The following is a 19,988-nucleotide window of genomic DNA, read 5'->3' as shown; positions in this document are numbered from 1 at the left end:
CCCCCTGCGTTACGCCTCATCTTCCCGATCCCGGTCGTCATTCTCCGCCGGAGTCGCCCTGTCCGGGACGGGCATGCTGGCGGCGGATGCTGCCGCCGCGCTCTCACTCAGGGCATTGTCCACTTCCAGTTCCAGGCTGCGCCCCGTCTGGCCGCCTTCATCCACACGGTCAAAGCCCACCACGCGCGCGCCTTCATCCAGACGCACCAGCATGACGCCCATGGTGGCCCGGCCCTTGCTGCGCACCTCGTCCACGCTGATGCGCACAATCTTGTTGGTCGATGTCAGAAGCACCAGCCCGTCATTGTCGCGCACGGGCATGGCGCCCACCACCGGCCCGGTTTTGGATGTGACCTTGAAGTTGATGATGCCCTTGCCCCCGCGCGACTGCAAACGGTAGAGATCCACTCTGGTGCGCTTGCCGTAGCCCTTGGCGGAAATGGACATGATTTCTGTGGTCTGATCCACGTCTTTGAGAATCACGCCGGCCACCACGCTGTCCTGGCGGCGCAGGGCAATGCCCTTGACCCCGGTGGCCACACGGCCCATGGGCCGCACGTCGGCGCACGGAAAGCGGATGGCAAAACCGTCGGCCGTGACCAGCGCGATATGGCTGTCTTCCCGCATGGGGCGCACCAGCACAAGCTCGTCATCCTCGCGCAAGCCAACGGCCATCAGCCCGGTTTTGCGGCAACGAGCGTACAGCGAAGCCGAGGAACGCTTGACCATGCCCCGCCTGGTCACGAACATAAAGTATTTGTCTTCGGCAAACTCGCGCAAGGCCAGCACCGTGGTCACCCATTCGCCTTCCTCAAGGGGCAGAAGGTTGTTGATATGCACGCCCTTGGCCGTGCGGCTGCCCTCGGGCACCTGATGGACCTTGAGCTGATGCATGCGGCCCTTATTGGTGAACAGGCACAGATACTGATGATTGGTGGTGGTCAGAAATTCCTGCACATAATCGTCTTCCGAGGTATGCAGGGCCGCAATGCCCTTGCCCCCGCGCTTCTGCTGCTGGTAATTCTCCAGATTGGTGCGCTTCATGTAGCCGCGCCGGGAAAGCGTGATCACCACTTCCTCGTCCGGGATCAGATCTTCAATGTCGATGCCGGTCAGAGCCTCGGCAAGCACTTCCGTGCGCCGGGGCGTGGCAAAGGTTTCGCGCAGTTCGCGCAGTTCGCGCTTCATTTCGTTGCGCAGCACTTCCGGATTGTCCAGCACGGATTTGAAAAATTCGATTTTCTGCAGAAGATCCTTGTATTCGGCCAGCAATTCCTCACGCTGCAAGCCGGTCAGCCGTTGCAGGCGCATTTCCAGAATGGCCCTGGCCTGCACTTCGGAGAGCGAGAATTTTGCCATCAGACCGGCGCGGGCCTCGTCCGGATTGGCTGAAGCCCGGATCAGGGCCACCACGGCGTCAATGTTGTCAATGGCAATGCGCAGGCCTTCCAGAATATGCGCCCTGGCTTCGGCCTTTTCCAGATCATAGCGCGTGCGGCGGATGACCACTTCACGCCGGTGATCCGTGAAGCAGGTCAGGGCGGTCTTCAAGTTGAGCAATTGCGGCCGGTTGTCCACCACGGCCAGCATATTGATGCCGAAGCTGGTTTCCAGGGGTGTGAACTTGTACAGGGCATTGATCACAATGTCCGGAATCATCCCGCGCTTGAGATCAATGACGATCCGGATGCCGTTGCGGTCCGACTCGTCGCGCAAATCCGCAATGCCGTCGATCCGATGCTCATTGACCAGAGCCGCGATTTTTTCCACCAGGGAGGATTTGTTCAATCCATAGGGAATTTCTTTGATCACAATGGCTTGCAGGCCTTTTTTACGCTCCTCCACCTCCAGGCGGCCGCGCACTTTCACGGTGCCCCGGCCGGTGTGATAGGCGTCGTAAAGACCCTTGCCCGCGTAGACAAAGCCGCGGGTGGGAAAATCCGGGCCCTGCACATGCTCCATGAGGTCGTCGATGCTGCACTGGGGATTGTCCAGCAAAAGCTGCAGGGCGTCGCAAAGTTCGCCCAGATTGTGCGGCGGAATATTGGTGGCCATGCCCACGGCAATGCCCGAAGAGCCGTTGAGCAGCAGGTTGGGCACCTTGGTGGGCAGCACCGCGGGCTCTTGCAGGGTATTGTCGTAATTGGGCCGGAAATCAACGGTATTCTTGTCAAGATCGCCCAGAAACTCCCCGGCCAGGCGCGACATGCGCACTTCCGTATAGCGCATGGCCGCGGCCGAGTCGCCGTCAATGGAGCCAAAGTTGCCCTGGCCATCCACCAGGGGATCGCGCATGGAAAAATCCTGGGCCAGACGCACCAGCGCGTCATACACCGCGGAATCGCCATGCGGATGATATTTGCCGATGACGTCGCCCACAATGCGCGCGGATTTTTTATGCGGGCGGTTATAACTGTTGCCCAGCTCATACTGGGCGAACATGATCCGCCGGTGCACGGGTTTCAGCCCGTCGCGCGCATCGGGTAGGGCACGCCCGATGATCACCGAAAGGGAGTATTCCAGATAGGACTGGCGCAGTTCTTTTTCGATGTTGATTTGCGGCTGTTCTTCTGACACGTTTGCCTCGCTGCTGAGGAAAAATTAGAGAAATTCTTTGAGAAATTTCTTCCGCGGCCACGGATTGTTATGAGCAAAACGCTCTAAAGCAATTTCAAAGTGAAATTGCTCTAAATATCCAGATCCTGCACGGCCAGGGCATTGCGCTCAATGAACTCCCTGCGCGGCTCCACCCTGTCGCCCATCAATTCCTCAAAAGCCTCCGAGGCGGAAATGGCATCCTCCACGGAAACCTGGAGAAGAATGCGATTGTCCGGGTTCATGGTGGTCACCCAGAGTTGTTCCGGATTCATTTCGCCCAAGCCCTTGTAGCGTTGGATGTTAATGCCCTTGCGGGCTTCATCCAGCACAAGCTGCATAAGGCTGAAGACATCGCCCGCGGGTATTTCAATTTCCTTGCGCTGCATGGTGAAGCGCAGGCCGCCGCATTCGTCGCGCAAGTCCCGGAACATCTGCCAGGTCTGCTTATAGAGACGGGAAGCAAAAAATTCCATGCCGCGCCGGGTATGGTGGCTGCCGGTATTTTCAAAGACTGCGAAAAGACGATCCTCGTCATCTTCCTCGCTGCGCTCATGTTCCAGGGTCAAAAGGTAACCGTGCTCATTGAGCCAGGCCGTAAATTCGCTGTTCTGATCTTCCAGCATGCCTGCCTCCACCCGCACGGGGTAGGTGGTCAGGGCCAGAAAAAGATCCCGCGGCGTGCCGCTGCCTTCCGCGTCGTTCACCCGGCCGGAAAGTTTTTCAATACGTTCCATAAGCTCAATCAGAGCCCTGCCCGTGAAGGTTTTGCCGTTCTGGGCCACCACGGTCACATCCTCGCTGACCCTGTTGAGCAGAAACTCGTTGAGTTCGGGATCGTCCTTGATGAACTTTTCCATGCGCGCATTGTGCACGCGGTAGAGTGGCGGCTGCGCGATGTACACAAAGCCCCGTTTGACCATTTCCTGATACTGGCGGAAAAAGAAGGTCAGCAACAAGGTGCGGATGTGCGCGCCGTCCACATCGGCATCGGTCATGATGATGATTTTGTGGTAACGCAATTTTTCCAGATCCGTGTCGTCCTGGCCGATGCCCGCGCCCATGGCCGTGATCAGGGCCTTGACTTCCTTGTTGGCCAGCATTCTGTCAAAGCGGGTCCGCTCGGTATTCAAAATTTTGCCGCGCAAAGGCAATATGGCCTGATTTTTGGGATTGCGCCCCTGCTTGGCCGAGCCGCCTGCCGAATCGCCCTCCACAATGAAAAGTTCGGATTCGCAGGGATCCTTGCTCTGGCAGTCGGCCAGCTTGCCAGGCAGCGCATTGTCCGAAAGCGCGCCTTTGCGCCGCACCAGCTCCTTGGCGCGTCGCGCCGCGTCACGGGCCCGTGCCGCATCCACGGCCTTATCGATAATCAGCCGGATATCCTTGGGATTTTCCTCAAAAAAAACAGTGAGGCGATCATAAATCACGCCTGCCACCACCCCGGCCACTTCGCTGTTGCCGAGTTTGGTCTTGGTCTGGCCCTCAAACTGCGGCTGCGGCAATTTGACGCTGATCACCGAGGTCAGGCCCTCGCGCACGTCATCGCCGGAAAGCTGGGTGCCCTTGAGCTTTTTGGTCAGATCCTGCTGGCCCTTGATGTAGCCGTTAATGGCCCTGGTCAGGGCTGTGCGAAAGCCCACCAGATGGGTGCCCCCTTCCTTGGTGCGGATATTGTTGGCAAAGGTAAGAATATTTTCCTTGTAGCCGGCATTGTATTGCAGGGCGAATTCCACAGTGACGTTGTCCACCACGCCTTCGCCGGAAATGATGCCGTGAATGCCCTGTTCGCCGGAATTAAGATCCGTCACAAATTGACGAATGCCGCCTTCGGCGTGAAAAATATGGGTTTCGCCGCTGCGCTCGTCCACACATTCGATGCTCAGGCCCTTGTTCAGATAGGCCAGCTCTTCAAAACGCTTTTTCAGCGTCTCATAAGAAAATTCCAGAACCTCGAAAATTTCCTCATCCGGCTTGAAACGCACTGTTGTGCCGTGGCCTTCCACATCCTCGCCGATCACGACCAGTTGATCCAGCGGCACGCCGCGCGCGTAATGCTGACGGTAACGCTTGCCGTCGCGGCGCACCGTGACGGTCAATTCTTCGGAAAGCGCATTGACGCAGGATACGCCCACGCCGTGCAGCCCACCGGAGACCTTGTAGCTGGAATTGTCGAACTTGCCGCCGGCATGCAGTTTGGTCATGACCACCTGCACCGCGGGCACGCCTTCCTTGGGATGAATGTCCACCGGAATGCCGCGGCCGTCGTCGCGAACCGTGACGCTGTTATCCGCATGCAGGATGACGGTAATCCGCGAACAGTAGCCGGCCATGGCCTCGTCTATGGAATTGTCGACGACCTCATACACCAGATGATGCAGGCCGCGGCTGTCCGTGGAGCCTATATACATGGCCGGGCGCTTGCGCACGGCCGAAAGCCCTTCCAGAATAGTGATGGAAGAAGCGTTATAGCTACCGCTGCCGGAAGTTTCGGGAACCATTCATCTTTCCTTTTGCAATCAGTGTTGCCGGGACGCCTTGGGGGCTGTTTTCAAACCGGAATCAGTCTCATCAGTCCCTAAACGTCTTCCTCGCTGTAATACGTCGTTTCGGAAACCTTCATGGGCATGATGATCACCGTGTAGTCCGGATCTTCGGCGCCCCGGATGCCGCATGGCCCTTCCGCGCCGGTCAGCAGCATATCCGCCCTGGCGGAAACGAAATGCCCGAACACGTCCAGAAGATTGCGGGTCGGAAAAGCAATGCGCGAAATCTCGCCCTTGTAGCTGACTTCCAGACTTTCCGAGGCCGAGCCCACATCCTGGCCTTGCGCCGAAAGCCGGGCTTCGTTTTCGTGCAGATCCATGTAGGTGCAGCGATCACTTTCCGTATTGAAAATCAGGATGCGCCCCAGGGCTTCCATGCCTTCCTTGCGATCCAGCGTCATGGCGCTCACGCCCTCGCCGCTCAGTTTATCCATAAAAACATTGTAATCGGGATACTCATGCGCCGCGCGGGGCAGACTCAGGGTTTCAGCGCCGTCCAGGCTGCGCAGGTAGAGGCGCTTCTCTGTAATATTAAGTTCGATCTCGTCCAGGCCCAGCCATTTTTTGATATCCTGCAAATATTTTTTCTGGATCAGAATGCCCTGGGCGGGCAGGCGCGCGGCCAATTCGTCATGCGTGAAGGAAACCAGAGCAAACTGATGGCCGTTGAGGCCGCAGACATCAATGCGGCCGTTCTCGCGCGGCTTCATGCACAGGCAGGCAATGGCGTCCATGGCGTCGTCGTCGCTGATGCAAAAGGTCACTTTGTCCAGCACGTCCTGCAAAAAATCGCCGGACCAGGTGACAATGTTTTCCGCCGGGAATTCCGAAAAATTCTGAAACCATTCGGAACCGCTCACCGGCAGTTTGTAGGCCCGGCGTCCCTGCTCCAGCAGCAGATTGCCCGATGCTTCATCCAGAGTGAGGTTGAGCACGCCCGCGGGCAGTTGCCGCACCAGATCCACAAATGCCCTGCCCTGCACGCCGATCAGCCCTGGCTGACTCACTTCAGCCGGATAACGACCCGTGAATTCAATATTTGCGTCCGTGGACATCACAGAAAGACTGCCTTGCTCGGCCTTGAGCCAGATGGAACGCAAATAGGCCGCGCCTGCCTTGGCCGGAATAATCGCCGCGGCTTTTTGCAGGCCTTCAATGATTTGCTCTTTATTGACAATAAGTTTCATACATTTTTCCTTGAATATTAATATTATTGAGGTCTGTTCCTTTGTGAGCAACTGCCCCAGCCTTTTGAAAAAACAGCGTTTTTTAGATCGGATCCGACGCGCGGGAAAGGAACGGGGCGCACATTTCCGGCCGCAGTCGAACTTTTTTTCCGGCTCAGACGGTCTTGATTTCCAGCTCTGTCACCAAACGTTGCACAGCTTTGTCACTAATGAGCAATTTCTTAATTTTTTTAATGGCATGAATGACAGTGCTGTGATCCCTGCCCCCGAATGCCCTGCCCAGCTCCGGATAGGAAAGGCCAAGCTTCTGGCGGCATACATACATGGCCACCTGCCGGGCAAGAACCAGATCCGGCCGGCGTTTGGCGCCCAGAATGTCTTCAGGCCGGAGATTGAGCCCGCGCGCCACTTCTGTCAGTATTTCCCGGCAACCCGGCGGCCGTTCGGCGCCGCCGGTGCGCAGGATGTTCTCCAGATCCGCCGGAGTCAGGGGCCTGCCGTGCATGGCGGCAAAGGCTTCCACTTTCAGCAGCAGGCCCTGTAAAAGCCGGAACTGGGCGCAACGCTGGGCCAGAAAAAGAAGCTGCTCCCTGTTGAAGCTCAGATGCCGTTGCCTGCAAAGGGTCTGCAAATACCGCAGGCGCACTTCCAGATCAGGCTCCATGAGTTCCACCACAAGGCCGCTTTCCAGCCGGGAGCGCAGGCGTTCGTCCAGGGCTTTCAGGGCCTGCGCGGAACCGGCAAAGGCAAAAGCCATCTGGCGCCCCGGTTCCGCTGTTGCGCCGGGGCAGGCGTCCATGCAGGCTATCATCTTTTGTTGCCACAGTGTCTGGCCGATCAGATCCTGCATGTCGTCCAGCAAAAGCACGTCGCATTGTCGCCAGAAGGCTTCCGGGCAGCGCAGCCACTGCGGGTTTTCAGCGCAAAAGCGCGCCGCGCTGCGGCAAATCACGCGGCCCGGTTTGGTTTTTTGCTCAAAAGCGGCCGCCAGGGTCTGCAAAAGATGGGTTTTCCCCGTGCCGCTGCGTCCGCAGAGCAAAAAGGGATTATAGGCCTCGCCCGCCTTTTTTTCGGCTATTTCTCTGGCTACGGCCAGAGGAAAGGCGTTTTTTCCGTTACAGATGAAGGTGCTGAAATCCTGTTTTTCCGTTGTCTGCGGCCCGGATGGCCGGAATCCGTCACAAACTGTCTGCCCTTGTGCCTGGCCGCCGAAGCGGGGCAGAGCCGGGGGAGCCGCTTCAGCCGGATTGCCGCAACCTGTTTTGCAAAAAGCCTGCTCATAGACGATTTCCGGCAGCGGCCTGCCTGCGAAATGCCGCCGCACGGCTTCTTCAAACAAGGCGCGTTTGTGGCGCGCGAACCAGGCGGCAAAAAAAACGTGAGGGAAAACGACCCGCAGCCTGTTTTCTTCTTCGCGCAGGATCAGACATTCAAACCAGTCTTCCGGTTCCCGGTTTTTGTCCGGCGTGAGTATGTCCCGCAATACGTTTTTCAGCATGGCCTCGGCAGCGGCGTGCGCCCTCGCGTGGTCCTGTGGATAAACAGTGGGGCCGGGCGTCCGGAAGACGCGGGCAACGGATGCTCCCTCCCTCCCGCAGTGCGGGAACAAGGTATGTATGTACCATAAAATATTGCTTTCAACAAGTGCCGCAGGACCGGACCCTGCGATCCCATCCACATTGCGCACGACGCGGACCTGTGGACGCCTGTGGATAGAGCGGAATGCAAACCAGTGGGGGAATGAGGTACCGGCGCTTCATGGCGCAAGAAAATTTCGCCTGCGGCTTCGGGCGATGCTGTCGCATTGCCGCCAGAGCTGACGCATCTTCTGCGTAGCCCTGGTCGTAAAAAGAGCCACGCTGGACAATGCCAGGAGTGCCGGATATAGTGATCAAATGGAGTTGCCGATGAAACGACTCTGTCTGGTGGGGGTTTTACTGGTTTTGCTGGTGGGCGTCGTATTGGTGAGGCATACCGGAAAAACGGATATTTCCTCGCAAAACCAGGAAGTCAATCCTCAAGAAGTCCCGGCCTTGTCCCTGGAGGCCAAGGCCGACAATGCGCATGAACCTCATGCGGCTGTGCCGGGCAATGTGCCCGGCCGGATGCCCGCCGCAGCCGGGGATGGCGCGCATGCGCGGCTGCCCCAGCCACAAGCTGAAGCATCGGCCGCGGAGGAGAAAAATCAGGATCTGCCCACTGCCCGGCCGCTGCCCGCCGAATCCGCTGCTGCCCTGAGCGATCCGGCTGCCGCCGTGGGCGAGGAAGTCGTCAAAGGCACGGTGGAAAAGGGCGACACGGTCAGCAAAATTCTGGAAAACACGGGCAGCGAGGGCGTCTATCAGTATGTCAGCGCGGCGCGGCAGGTTTTTTCCATGCGTTCCTTCCGGGAAGGTCAGCCCTATGTGATCATCACGGATTCTGCTTCAGGGCGGGTCAAGCGCTTTGAATACGAAATAGACAACAGCCGCAGGCTGGTTGTGGAAGGCATTGAAGAACCCGTGGCCAGGGTGGAGCTCATTGACTACGTTACCCTGCTCGGCGCGGTGGAAGGAACGATCAGCGACAATTTGTTTCAGGCCGTGGCCGATGCGGGCGAAAGCCCGCAGATGGCCCTGCACCTGGCCGAGCTTTTTGGATCCGAGATTAACTTCATCCGCGATCTGCAGGAAGGCGACAGCTTTTCCGTACTGGTTGAAAAACGCTACCGCGACGGCGAATATAAAGGCTACGGCCGCATTCTGGCCGCGCATTTCACCAATAAGGGCAAAACGTTTGAGGCCTATCTCTTTCGCGACGGCAATGCCAGGGCCCAGTACTACAATCGCAAGGGAGAAAACCTGCATAAAACGCTGTTGCAGGCCCCCCTGGCCTTTACCCGCCTGACGTCGCGCTTTACCATGCGCCGCAGGCATCCCATTCTGGGCCATACCCGGCCGCACATGGGCGTGGATTACGGCGCGCCCACCGGCACGCCGGTCAAGGCCGTCGGCGATGGCGTGGTGACCAGGCGCGGCTGGGCCGGCGGGTACGGCAATCAGATCATTGTCAAACACGTTGCCGGACTGGAATCCATGTATTCGCATCTTTCGGGCTATGCCCGCGGGCTGCGTCAGGGCCAGAAAGTGCGTCAGGGCCAGGTCATTGGTTTTGTGGGCAGCACAGGGCTTTCCACCGGCCCTCATCTCGACTTCCGCCTGCGCCAGAACGGCAGGTTCATCAATCCCACCAAGGCCATCAACCCGCGCAGCGCGCCGGTTTCCAAAAAACGCCGGGCTGAATTTGAAAAAGTCATGGCCCAGGAGCTGGCCTATCTCAAAGGGCAGAAAGCTTTGGCCGGATATACTGTGGACAGCGTGGTGCCGGAAAAAATCGCACTCACGGAAAACGCGCCCGATACCGGCAAAGAGCAGAAACCGGAACGGCGCAAAAAACGCCGCCGGAGTTGAGTACGTCGTAGCATCCAACGCGTGGCAGGTCGGAGCGGGCTGCGTCCCGCTCCGCGGAGGCCCATATGGTCTTGTATGATCCCATTTCACAGACAACCGCGATCATTCAGAAGACGCCCCCGGATCAGGTCACGGTGATTTCCTACCCGCCTTCAGTGCTCAGCGACAGTACGGCCGCAGTGGCCCAACTGACGGATTCGGCCAGCACGCGATCCTTTATGCAGGATGAATGGCGGGCCGTGGCGGAAAACATGCTGGGCATGGGCACGATTATCAGCGCATACGGGTAAATGTTTATCGTGGAGGCGCCTTTAGCGGCAAAGCGCGCCAGGAGCGCGAAATAGAAAAGCTTTTTCCTATGCAGGGTCCCTTATTGTTTTCCCGGCATTTTGACTGCAAAGGCCGCCGCGCCAAAGCCGTTGTCGATATTGACCACGGCCACGCCGGGCACGCAGGTGCAAAGCATGGTGGAAAGGGCTGCGAAACCGTGCGCGCCCACGCCGTACCCCACCGAGGTGGGCACGGCCACCACCGGGCAGGGCACGAGACCGGCCAGCACGCCCGGCAGCGCGCCTTCCATGCCTGCCACGGCAATGATCGCCCTGGCCTTGCGCAGGGCATCCAGATGCGGGGCCAGCCGGTGCAGCCCGGCCACGCCCACGTCCGTGACGCAGCCGCAGTCATGATCCCAGAAGGACAGCGCGCCAAAGGCCTCCAAGGCCACGGGGATATCCGCGGCTCCGGCGGAAACCACCATTATCTCGCCCTGCCGGGGCCAGGGCGGCGTCATGTTTGCTTTCAATCGGGGCGCGTCGCCCACCACGAAAAGCCGCGCCTGGGGCCAGCTCAGGCCCTGGGGAAAATGCGCGCGCAGCAGCCGGTCCTGTGCCGCGGCTACACGGCTGACCAGCACCGGCCCGTGAGGGCGCAGCCCTTCCACGGCGGCCAGCAGAACCTCGTCGCTTTTGCCCTGGGCAAAAACCACTTCGCCGAGACCAGAGCGCAATTCGCGCTGCGGGTCCAGATCCAGGCCGTGCAGGGCGTCCCGCGCGGTTTCAAAACTCATGCGCTCCAAAGCTTCGTCCGCGTCGAGACGACCTTGCGCAACCAGATCCAGAATATGGCGAATACTGCTTTTCTGCATGAGTTTATGCATAGGGCAAAGCAATGCTGTTGTCAGCTTTTTTCATGCGCCCGGCAGGGCTGAGGCAACGGAAAAATCCAGGCAAAAAGAGCGGCATGTTGGCAGAAAGGCCGGTAAATGCCGCACTTCCTTCTCGTGAAGCCTGAGGCCTGGGCAATACTTTGTATCTCCTTCGGGCCAGGCGCATTGTGTGCGTTTGCCCTGACGCCCACGGAAGACGCGGTTGCATTGTGAGGCGCGACACGGTACAAAAAGCACCATGTCAACGCGCCGTTTGCTTTTTCTTGCTCCGGCCCAGGCCGTAACCGCGGTTTTTGCGCCTTTGCGCGATGCCGGATACGAGCTGGGCATTGCCGAAAACCTGAAAGGGGCTTCGCTCTTTATTCGCAAGTCCGGTCCCGGCGTGATTTTCGCGCGCCCGACGCTGCCCGGTTTCCGGGTGGAAGATCTGCTGGCCGTGAGCGCGGGAGACCCTGACTTTCCGCCGGTGATCGTCACCACCGACAAGGGCAGCCCGGAAGAGGCCGAGCGCCTGATGAGCCTTGGCGCGCGCGACTACTGGCTTGAGCCTCTGAACGTGGAACGGATCATGGCTGTGGCGCGCGAGCCGCGCAAAGCGGCGCCTGTTCCGGCTTCCTCAACGCTGGGCGGCCGCAGGCCGCAGCCTGTGGAGGGTCAGACGGGTCCGCGCATTGTGGGGCGGCATCCGGCCATTGCGAGAGTATTGCAACTGGCCCGGCAGGTGGCCGGCTCCAAGGCCACAGTGCTGATTACCGGCGAATCGGGCACAGGCAAGGAAATGTTCGCCCGCTATCTGCACGCCATGAGCAAGCGGGCCGGAAAGGCCTTTGTGGCCGTAAACTGTGCGGCCCTGCCCGAACATTTGTTGGAAAGCGAATTGTTCGGCCATGAAAAGGGGGCCTTTACCGGAGCCATTGCCCGCAAGCTGGGCAAGTTCGAGCTGGCCGACAACGGCACGCTTCTGCTGGATGAAATTTCCGAAATGGATTTGGCCCTGCAGGCCAAACTTTTGCGCGTGCTTCAGGAAGGCGAGATCGACCGGGTGGGCGGCGCGGAAACCGTGCGCGTGGATGTGCGGGTGCTGGCCACCACCAACCGCGACCTGGAAGACTGGGTCAGGCAGGGCAAGTTCCGCCAGGATCTGTATTTCCGCCTGAATGTCATCCCCCTGCGCCTGCCCTCTCTGCGCGAGCGCGGCGACGACGTGCTGGATCTGGCCCGCTTTTTTGTGGACATGTATGTGCGCGAATATGCGCTGCCGCCCGCGCCGCTTTCGGAATCCGCCATAGCCTGGCTGAAAAGGTATGATTTTCCCGGCAATGTGCGCGAGCTGCAAAATCTCATGGAACGCGCCGTGCTCCTGGCGAACGGCAAGCCCATCGAACCCCGCCATTTTCTGCTTGAAAATGAAGACTGGCCCTTGTTTGAGGAAGACAATGCCCGCGAGGACGGCGCGGAGCAGCAGGCCGCGCAGTCCGGGGCAACAGCTTCTTCCCCGGCGCGGCCTCCGGCGCAGGGCGGCGCTTCGGGCATGGCGGCAACTGCCGCCGGGCAAAGCCATTTTGCCGGGCCCGTGATACCGCTGCATGAAATGGAGCGGATCATGATCATCAAAGGCCTGGAAGCCACTTCCGGCAATCGCACCCAGGCTGCGGAACTGCTGGGCATCTCGGTGCGCACCTTGCGCAACAAGCTCAACGAATACCGTTCTCTTGGGCATCCTGTGGATTGACGCGCGGGCCGATACGCGGGCTGCAAGCTCCGGCCCGGCCGGCATGCCCTGGTGGATACGGTCACATCTGGCGCTTACGGGGGCGTTGAGAAAAAACATGCCAGAGCGCTTAGCTAATTTCATTAGCAAAACGCTCTGGCAAAACGCTCTAGCGCGATTTCAGTTTTCCATAAACGAACAAAAAGATAAGCGCGCCGATGACCGCTATCACGAAGCTCGGCAGGTTAAAGCCGTCCACCCGGCCGAAACCGAGCATGGTGCCGATGAAGCCGCCGATGACCGCGCCGACGATCCCAAGCAGCGAGGTCAGGATGATGCCGCTGTCCAGGCGGCCCGGCATGATGAATTTTGCTATGGCCCCGGCCACCAGGCCGAAAATGATCCATGATATAATGCCCATTTTACTTTCCTTCTTTTTTGCTTGTCTTCAGTGCGCGGGAGCCTGGCGGATTTTTCCGTTGGTTGCCGGCGTTGGCTCCGGCAAGAATGCCGCCGGGGCAACACCGCCTGCGAAAACCACAAGCGGCACTCGCAAAAATTTGCCGTCGGCACTGCAAATAACAGCGGACAAACCTGCAACGCAGTGTATGGCCTGTCTCCCTGCACAAAGATTAAATTCATAATTCCGCTGCTCTCGACAATCTTCAGAATATTTTTCTCTGAAAACCGCCCGCGCAGTCTCATGCTGGGATGTAGTATAGTCTTAGCGTTATTAAAAGTCAAAGTCTATATTCTGGTCATCAATGTTGCGGGCAGCCCCCTCACGGCAAGCCATGCCCATATGAAGATCCGCACATGCCAGAGCGTTTAGCTCATTTCATGAGCAAAACGCTCCACGCAACGTTCCGGGGGCTGAGACCGGGCTGACGCAGCTTATGCGGCAGCCCTGTACATGCCTATCCCGTTCTTGAGTTTGTGCGCAATTCCACCTATAAGAAGAGCTTCTCCCGGAAGCGGCATGTCCTGGGCATGACCTGTTCCTGTGCCCGGCTTGCCCCGGTCCGACGAAAATGCGGCCGGATCTGTACAAAGTTCCTGGGAAAATCTCGCATTCCGGAGTGCGCATGCTTGATTATATCCGTTCCAATGCCCAGTCTTTTGGCGTCAAACTGGCGTTCGGCATCATTATTCTGGTGTTTGTGTTCTGGGGCGTGGGCAGCCTTACCGACAGGGGCGCAGTCAATGTGGTGGCCGTGGTCAATGGGGAGCCCATTCTTTTTCAGCAGTTTGAGCAGGCGTATCGCAATGCGGAAGAATCCATCCTGCGCAACAATCCCGGCGTGACCCGCGAGCAGCTCAAGGAACAGCATTTGGGCCGCCGTGTTTTGCAGGATCTTGTTCTGCAGGCGCTCACCACGCAGGAGGCCCAACGCGCGGGCATTTCCGTGACCCCGCTGGAACTGCGGTATGCCGTGGGCCAAAACAAGGCTTTTCAGGACGCGCAGGGCCGTTTTGATCCCGAGGCATACAAGCGCGTTCTGGCCGCGCAGCGCATCAGCCCTGCCCAGTACGAGCAGGACATCAGCAACAGCCTGCTGCGGGAAAAAATCTTCGCCCTGGTCACGGCCCCGGCCTGGGTGGACCCGTCCGAAGCCCGCAACCGTTATAACTTTTTGCGGGAAAAGCGCGTAGTGGACTATCTGTTTATTCCGGCCAGGGATTTCGCGGCCGGCTCCAGGCCCACGGAGCAGGAAGTCGCGGCCTATTATGAAAGCCATAAGCAGGAATTTGCCATCCCGCGCAAGGTGGACGTGGAGTATGTGGCAGTGAAGCCTGAGGCCCTGGTCAAGCCTGAGAGCATCAGCCGCGCGGCGGCCGAAAAATGGTACGCGGACAATAAAAATCGCTTTGAAGAGGTTGAGCAGGTCAAGACCGCGCACATTCTGGTGCCGTTACGCCAGGATGCTCCGGCCGATGAGGTGAAAAAGGCCGAGAAAGAGATGGCCGCCATTCAGGCCGAGCTCAAAAGCGGCAAGGATTTCGCGACTGTTGCCGATGCCCATAACAAAGCCAATGCCGCCGGTCCCGGCGGCGAGCTGGGCTGGATCGCGCGCGGCAAAACGGTCAAGCCCTATGAAGACGCGGCCTTTGCCCTTGCGCCCGGCCAGGTTTCAGAGCCGGTGCGCAGTCCGTTCGGGCTGCATCTGATCAAGGTGGAAGCAAAGAAGCCCGCCGGTCTCAGGCCCTTCACGGAGGTGGAAACCGAGGTGCGCCAGGCTCTGGCCCAGGAACAGGGCGTGGATAAACTGCACGATGTGCTGGACAGCCTGATTGAAGACAATATTCTGGGCAAGGATCTGAGCGCCGGCGCGGCCCGCTTCGGCCTCGCGGCGCAGCGGACGGGCCTTGCGGATCAGGCCGGGCTGGAGAAAAAACTGAACCTTGCCCCCGAAGCCGCGGCCATGCTGATTGCCACGCCCGCGGGCGCGCCCGTGGATACCGCTCTTGAAGCCGGCGATCAATACCTGGTGGCCAGGGTCATCACCTCTGAGCCGGCTTCTACCCGGCCGCTCGGCGCGGTGAAGGAGACGATCACAGCCGCCCTGACTTCGGAAAAAGCCCTCAAGGCGGCCATGGAAAATGCCGCGGCCCGCCGCAAGGAGCTTGCTGACGGCGAATTGCCTGAAGCGCTCAAAAAGAGCTTGCATTGCAAGACCGCTCCGGCAATGGAGCGGGGCGGCGCGCTGGCGGATTTCGCCCCGGATGCGGCCCTGGCTGAAGCCGTGTTTGCCGCCCGGCCGGGAACCTGGCTGACTGCGGCTTTTGCCGTGAACGGCACGGCCGAGGGCCCGGGCGCGCTGCTCGTTCGGGTGGACGCGGTGCAGCCGCCGGACGCCGCGGAATGGAACACCGTGCAGGATCTGATGCTCAACGGCGTCACCCGTGAGCGGGTGGACGGCCTCTATCAGGCTTTTCTGCAGAATCTTGTTTCCAAAGCCAAAGTGGAAGTGGTCAATCAGGATGTGGTGGATCGCAAGGATATGTAGAGCGTTTTGCTCATGAAATGAGCTAAATGCTCCAGTGCCGCGACCTTGATTTTTTTCGCGTCAAAGGCTGAGAGCGGCATCAGCATCGGGATTTTGCCGCACGTTCAACGCGCTCTGTTCCAGGAGGAAATATGTGCGGAATTATCGGCTACGCGGGGCACCGCCCGGCAGTGCCTGTCGTGGTGGAGGGCCTGCGCCGTCTGGAATACCGCGGCTATGACTCGGCGGGCGCGGCTTTTCTCCGGCAGGGCGGACTGCGCGTGGTGCGGGCCGAGGGCAAACTGACGGCTCTGGAAGAAAAGCTCGCGCAGGAAGCCACAATTACAGCCACCTGCGCTATGGGCCATACCCGCTGGGCCACGCACGGGGTTCCGGCCGAGCGCAACGCCCATCCGCATCTCTGCAATGACGGCTCCCTGGCCCTGGTGCACAACGGGATCATTGAAAACTACCAGGAAATCAAGGCGGAACTCAGGGCCAAAGGCTATGTCTTCCATTCCGAGACAGACACCGAGGTGCTGATCAACCTGATCGCCGAACGGCGCAAGAGCGAGCCGGATCTGCTGCACGCTTTTGCCGCGGCCCTGCGCGAAGCGCGCGGCGCCTATGCCGTTTGTCTGATGAGCCGCGACGAGCCGGAAAGCCTCTATGCCGCGCGCATGTCCGCGCCGCTGATTTTCGGCCTGGGCACGGGCGAAAATTTTGTGGCTTCGGATATCCCGGCTTTTCTGCCCTATACCCGTCAGGTGGTCTTTCTGGAGGACGGCGAGCTGGTGCGGGCCACGGCCACGGGCTATGACATACTGCGCCTTGCGGATTTGAGCCCGGTGGAGCATGCGGCGCAGACTATCCAATGGGATATGCAGGCCGCGCAAAAGGGCGGCTACCGGCATTTTATGCTCAAGGAGATTTTCGAGCAGCCGCGCGTGATTGCCGACGGGCTCACAGGGCGGATCAACGCCCCCGACGGCCGCGTGCTCCTGCCTGAGCTGGATCGGCTCCCCGTGCCGCGCCGCCTGCATATTGTGGCCTGCGGCACGTCTTTTCATTCCGGGCTCTGGGGACGACATTTGCTGGAGCATTGGGCCGGCGTGCCCACGCAGGTGGAAATCGCTTCGGAATTCCGCTATCGCGAGACCCTCTTGCTGGACAGGGAAGATATGGTGCTCGTGATCAGCCAGAGCGGCGAGACTGCCGACACCCTGGCGGCCCTGCGCATTGCGCGGGAGCGGGGCGTGACCGTGCTCGGGCTGTGCAATGTGGTGGGATCGTCCATAGCGCGCGAGGCTTCGGCCGTGCTCTATACCCAGGCCGGGCCGGAAATCAGCGTGGCCTCCACAAAAGCCATGAGCAGCCAGATGCTGACGCTCTCGCTCATGGCCCTGTATTGGAGCGGCCGCAACACTACCCTGTCCGAAGATCGGCGCCGTGAGTTGATCGGACGGCTGGAATCTTTGCCCGCCCTGTTGCGCGACGCCCTGCCCGGCATGCACGAACGCGCGCGCGAGCTTTCGCGCAAGTACGCGCAGGCCCGCAACTTCTTCTATCTGGGCCGCGGGCATTGCTACCCCCTGGCCCTGGAGGGGGCGCTCAAGCTCAAGGAGCTTTCGTACATTCATGCCGAAGGTTCCGCGGCAGGCGAGATGAAGCACGGGCCCATTGCCATGATTGACCCGTCCTTTCCCACCTTTGCTCTGGCCCTGGACGACGCGCTTTTTCCCAAGGTGAAATCCAATATTGTGGAAGTGCAGGCCAGACAGGGCAAAGTCATTGCCCTGACCAACCAGGGGCTGGATCTGGCGGTGGATGATCCCTGGATTATCCCCGCGCTGCCTGCGCCCCTGGCCGCTTTTGTCGCACTGCCCGCGCTCCAGCTCTTCAGCTACGAAACCGCGGATTATCTGGGCAAGGACGTGGATCAGCCGCGCAACCTGGCCAAGAGCGTGACAGTGGAATAAGAAGGCGGCTGTGCCGCCTTACGGCTGACGACAGCAGAGACAGGCACAGGAGCAATTTACTTGCGCAGTTAAGCGCCGGAGCGAGCGTTGCAAAGAAATATGCTCTACATCTAGAGATAGGGTGAAAAAATCCAGCAGGCAGCGTTGCGCAACTTGACCCACAAGGGTTGACGTTGCAGATCCCGCAGATAGATTTCGCGGCTGCGGGCAATGGTGCTGTTCACATGCCCGGCCACCAGAGTGTGGAAGGAGGGATCAAAGACTTCCATATTCAGCTCGAAGTTGAGGCGCAGGCTGCGGGCGTCCAGATTGGCCGAGCCGATCTGGCTGTAGTAGCCGTCAACAGCGAGCAGCTTGGTGTGCGCAAAGGGCGGCGGCTGGTACCAGATGCGCACTCCGGCGGACAGCAGATCCGGCAAAATCCTGAAGGTGGCCCAGTGCACATAGGGCAGATTGTTCTTGCCGGGCAGCACCACGCGCACGTCTACCCCGCGCTGGGCCGCGGAGCGCAGACTGGACATCAGCTCGTGGGAGGGCAGAAAGTAGGGCGTCATAATCCGCACGGAGCGCCGCGCGCCGTTGATAACCCCGCAAAAGAGATCATTCAGGATATCCGCCTGGGAGCCGGGGCCATCCATGAGGATGCGGCAGCGGCTGTCCCCCACGGGGCTGGGGCAAGACGGGGGCAGCGAGCCATATTCGCCGGTGCAAAAGCCCCAGTTGAGCAGAAAAGCGCGGCGCAACTGGTTGACAACAGGTCCCAGGCAGCGGAAATGCACATCCTGCACACAGTTTTTCCGATTGCTCAGGATATTGTCGTCGGAAATATTCATCCCGCCGGTAAAGCCGATGTCGTCGCACACCAGGACTTTACGATGGTTGCGCAGGTTGATGCTCAGATTGGGGGGGAAAAGCTTGGGTGGCAGAAAAAGAGCCACCCGCACTCCGTATTCCGGGAGTTTTTTCCAGGGTTTGCGCCAGGAATAGAGCGTGCCGATGCCGTCCACGAGCACCCGCACGTCCACGCCGCGCGCGGCCGCCGCGGCCAGGGCTTCGGCAAAGGCCGCGCCCGTGGTTCCGGCATTGAAAATGTATGTGGCGAGAAAAACCTGCCGCCTGGCTTCCTGGATGGCCTGAAGCATGGCCGGGTAGGCTTCGTTGCCGTTGTGCAGGGGCGTAAGGGCATTGCCGCCGCACAGATGCTGATCCGTCAGGCGGCGGCCCAGATGCTCCATAAGCGCAATATTGTCAGGCACAAACTCCGGCGGTTCCGCCGGGCAGACAGGATGCGCGTATTCCGGCTCAATGGCGGCCTGCTGGCGCATGATCCGGCTGGCGCGGCTCTCGGCCCGGCTGATGCCGAACAGGACATAGAGCAGGGGCCCAAGGATGGGCAGGAGCAGCGCCGTGACTGTCCAGCCCAGCGCCGAGCGCGGATCGCGCTTGGTCAACAGCGCATGGCTCACCGCCACCCAGGAAAGGGCATGGACGGCCACCAGGCCCAGGACTTCCAGCAGCAGGATCAGCAAGATCGTCGCTCCCGGCCTGGCCGCTAACGGCGCACGACCAGCAGCGCGGTGTCAGTATTGCGCAGAACCCGTTCGGTTATGGAGCCGATGAGCAGATCTTCAAGCCCGTCCCGTCCGTCAGTGAACATGATAATCAGATCCGCGTTTTCCTCGTGAGCCACGCGAACAATGGTTTCTGCGGGGGTGCCTTCTTCCACGCGCGCATGAAAGGGGATTTTGGCTTTTTCCAGCTCCTGGATCACCGGGCCGAGGCAGGTCTGGCCCTGGGCGTTTTCTTCCCGCTTCAACTGGGCATGGGCCTCGCCGCCCACCATCTGCGACAGCGGCTGCGTGACGTGCAGAAGGATAATCTCGCCCGCGCAAAGCTGCATGGCATGTTGCAAGGCTTTGTTCGCGCGTTCGCCGCGGGTTTTGCCGCTCACCGGCAAAAGAATTTTGCTGTAACTCATGAGTGCTCCTTGCTGACGGTGCAGAAGAATGTTCGCCTTTCGGCAGGTTGCCGCGAAAAAGCGTTTAGTCCAGAGACGCTTGTGGATACAGACGCCGCAAAAACGGTTGCAAGCAATGCCAAAACGGAACGGTTCTCGCGGCATACCGCAGATGCAGGAACAGAAACCTGCCTGATCAGTCGGCAGTTTTGTCCTGGCCAGAGAAACATTTTTGCATGAGGCAACGTTTTGCGCAAGCCATTTGCCTGTCTTCTCCATTGCTTTTAGAGCAGATTAACTTTAAATTTTTTCATACCCGCACGATTCAAACCAGCCCTGGGCATCATTCTGTGTGATCATGCTCAGGGCTTTCGCTACTACCGCATAAAGCTCTTCATGGGTACGGGCCTTC

General features: G+C 59.6%; 14 protein-coding genes. 6 read left to right on the top strand and 8 right to left on the bottom strand.

Annotation, left to right across the window (positions count from 1 at the left end; genetic code table 11):
* Positions 1–9: 9 nt before the first annotated feature.
* The 4 genes from gyrA to G7Y51_RS06910 all read right to left on the bottom strand — a co-directional run bounded on the left by gyrA (position 10) and on the right by G7Y51_RS06910 (position 7,826).
* The gene (gene gyrA, locus G7Y51_RS06925) at positions 10–2,577 is read right to left on the bottom strand and encodes a DNA gyrase subunit A (RefSeq protein ID WP_241160162.1); all 2,568 of its coding nucleotides are present in this window, start codon (positions 2,575–2,577) and stop codon (positions 10–12) included.
* 110 nt (positions 2,578–2,687) lie between these two features.
* Positions 2,688–5,096, bottom strand: a complete 2,409-nt coding sequence (gene gyrB / locus G7Y51_RS06920) for a DNA topoisomerase (ATP-hydrolyzing) subunit B (RefSeq protein WP_165175888.1) — start codon at positions 5,094–5,096, stop codon at positions 2,688–2,690.
* A gap of 77 nt (positions 5,097–5,173) precedes the next feature.
* Positions 5,174–6,328, bottom strand: coding sequence for a DNA polymerase III subunit beta (gene dnaN / locus G7Y51_RS06915; RefSeq protein WP_165175887.1), 1,155 nt, complete (start codon positions 6,326–6,328; stop codon positions 5,174–5,176).
* Positions 6,329–6,482: 154 nt separating this feature from the next.
* The gene (locus tag G7Y51_RS06910) at positions 6,483–7,826 is read right to left on the bottom strand and encodes a DnaA/Hda family protein (protein WP_165175886.1); all 1,344 of its coding nucleotides are present in this window, start codon (positions 7,824–7,826) and stop codon (positions 6,483–6,485) included.
* A gap of 409 nt (positions 7,827–8,235) precedes the next feature.
* On the opposite strand from G7Y51_RS06910, the gene G7Y51_RS06905 reads away from it, so the two are divergent.
* Complete coding sequence (locus G7Y51_RS06905) at positions 8,236–9,777, top strand: M23 family metallopeptidase (RefSeq protein ID WP_165175885.1); 1,542 nt, start codon at positions 8,236–8,238, stop codon at positions 9,775–9,777.
* 65 nt (positions 9,778–9,842) lie between these two features.
* Positions 9,843–10,067 carry a hypothetical protein gene (locus tag G7Y51_RS06900; RefSeq protein ID WP_165175884.1) on the top strand — a complete coding sequence of 75 codons (225 nt, stop codon included), beginning with the start codon at positions 9,843–9,845 and terminating at the stop codon, positions 10,065–10,067.
* Positions 10,068–10,147: 80 nt separating this feature from the next.
* Here the strand turns inward: G7Y51_RS06900 and larB are convergent, their stop codons facing one another.
* A complete protein-coding gene (larB, locus tag G7Y51_RS06895) occupies positions 10,148–10,921 on the bottom strand; it encodes a nickel pincer cofactor biosynthesis protein LarB (protein ID WP_165175964.1) in 774 nt (257 codons plus the stop codon).
* Between the two features lie 259 nt (positions 10,922–11,180).
* Here larB and G7Y51_RS06890 point away from each other — a divergent pair, with 259 nt between their 5' ends.
* Positions 11,181–12,674, top strand: a complete 1,494-nt coding sequence (locus G7Y51_RS06890; RefSeq protein WP_165175883.1) for a sigma-54 dependent transcriptional regulator — start codon at positions 11,181–11,183, stop codon at positions 12,672–12,674.
* Between the two features lie 148 nt (positions 12,675–12,822).
* Here G7Y51_RS06890 and G7Y51_RS06885 read toward each other — a convergent pair whose 3' ends face one another.
* Complete coding sequence (locus tag G7Y51_RS06885) at positions 12,823–13,074, bottom strand: GlsB/YeaQ/YmgE family stress response membrane protein (protein WP_165068792.1); 252 nt, start codon at positions 13,072–13,074, stop codon at positions 12,823–12,825.
* 664 nt (positions 13,075–13,738) lie between these two features.
* On the opposite strand from G7Y51_RS06885, the gene G7Y51_RS06880 reads away from it, so the two are divergent.
* Together G7Y51_RS06880 and glmS are read left to right on the top strand one after the other, a co-directional pair.
* Positions 13,739–15,661 (top strand): SurA N-terminal domain-containing protein, encoded by a 1,923-nt coding sequence (locus G7Y51_RS06880; protein ID WP_165175882.1) that lies wholly within the window; start codon positions 13,739–13,741, stop codon positions 15,659–15,661.
* 131 nt (positions 15,662–15,792) lie between these two features.
* Positions 15,793–17,619, top strand: coding sequence for a glutamine--fructose-6-phosphate transaminase (isomerizing) (glmS, locus tag G7Y51_RS06875; protein ID WP_165175881.1), 1,827 nt, complete (start codon positions 15,793–15,795; stop codon positions 17,617–17,619).
* Positions 17,620–17,729: 110 nt separating this feature from the next.
* Here glmS and cls read toward each other — a convergent pair whose 3' ends face one another.
* Complete coding sequence (gene cls, locus G7Y51_RS06870; protein ID WP_165175961.1) at positions 17,730–19,145, bottom strand: cardiolipin synthase; 1,416 nt, start codon at positions 19,143–19,145, stop codon at positions 17,730–17,732.
* Positions 19,146–19,171: 26 nt separating this feature from the next.
* Positions 19,172–19,597, bottom strand: coding sequence for a universal stress protein (locus G7Y51_RS06865; RefSeq protein WP_165175880.1), 426 nt, complete (start codon positions 19,595–19,597; stop codon positions 19,172–19,174).
* 9 nt (positions 19,598–19,606) lie between these two features.
* On the opposite strand from G7Y51_RS06865, the gene G7Y51_RS06860 reads away from it, so the two are divergent.
* Positions 19,607–19,816: a hypothetical protein gene (locus G7Y51_RS06860; protein ID WP_165175879.1), complete on the top strand. Its 210-nt coding sequence runs from the start codon at positions 19,607–19,609 to the stop codon at positions 19,814–19,816.
* The last annotated feature ends 172 nt before the right edge of the window (positions 19,817–19,988 follow it).

Source organism: Desulfovibrio sp. ZJ369 (genome assembly GCF_011039085.1).
Lineage (GTDB): Bacteria > Desulfobacterota > Desulfovibrionia > Desulfovibrionales > Desulfovibrionaceae > Desulfovibrio.
Note: the sequence above shows the minus strand (reverse complement) of the source record. Positions and strands in the feature narration are given on the sequence as shown.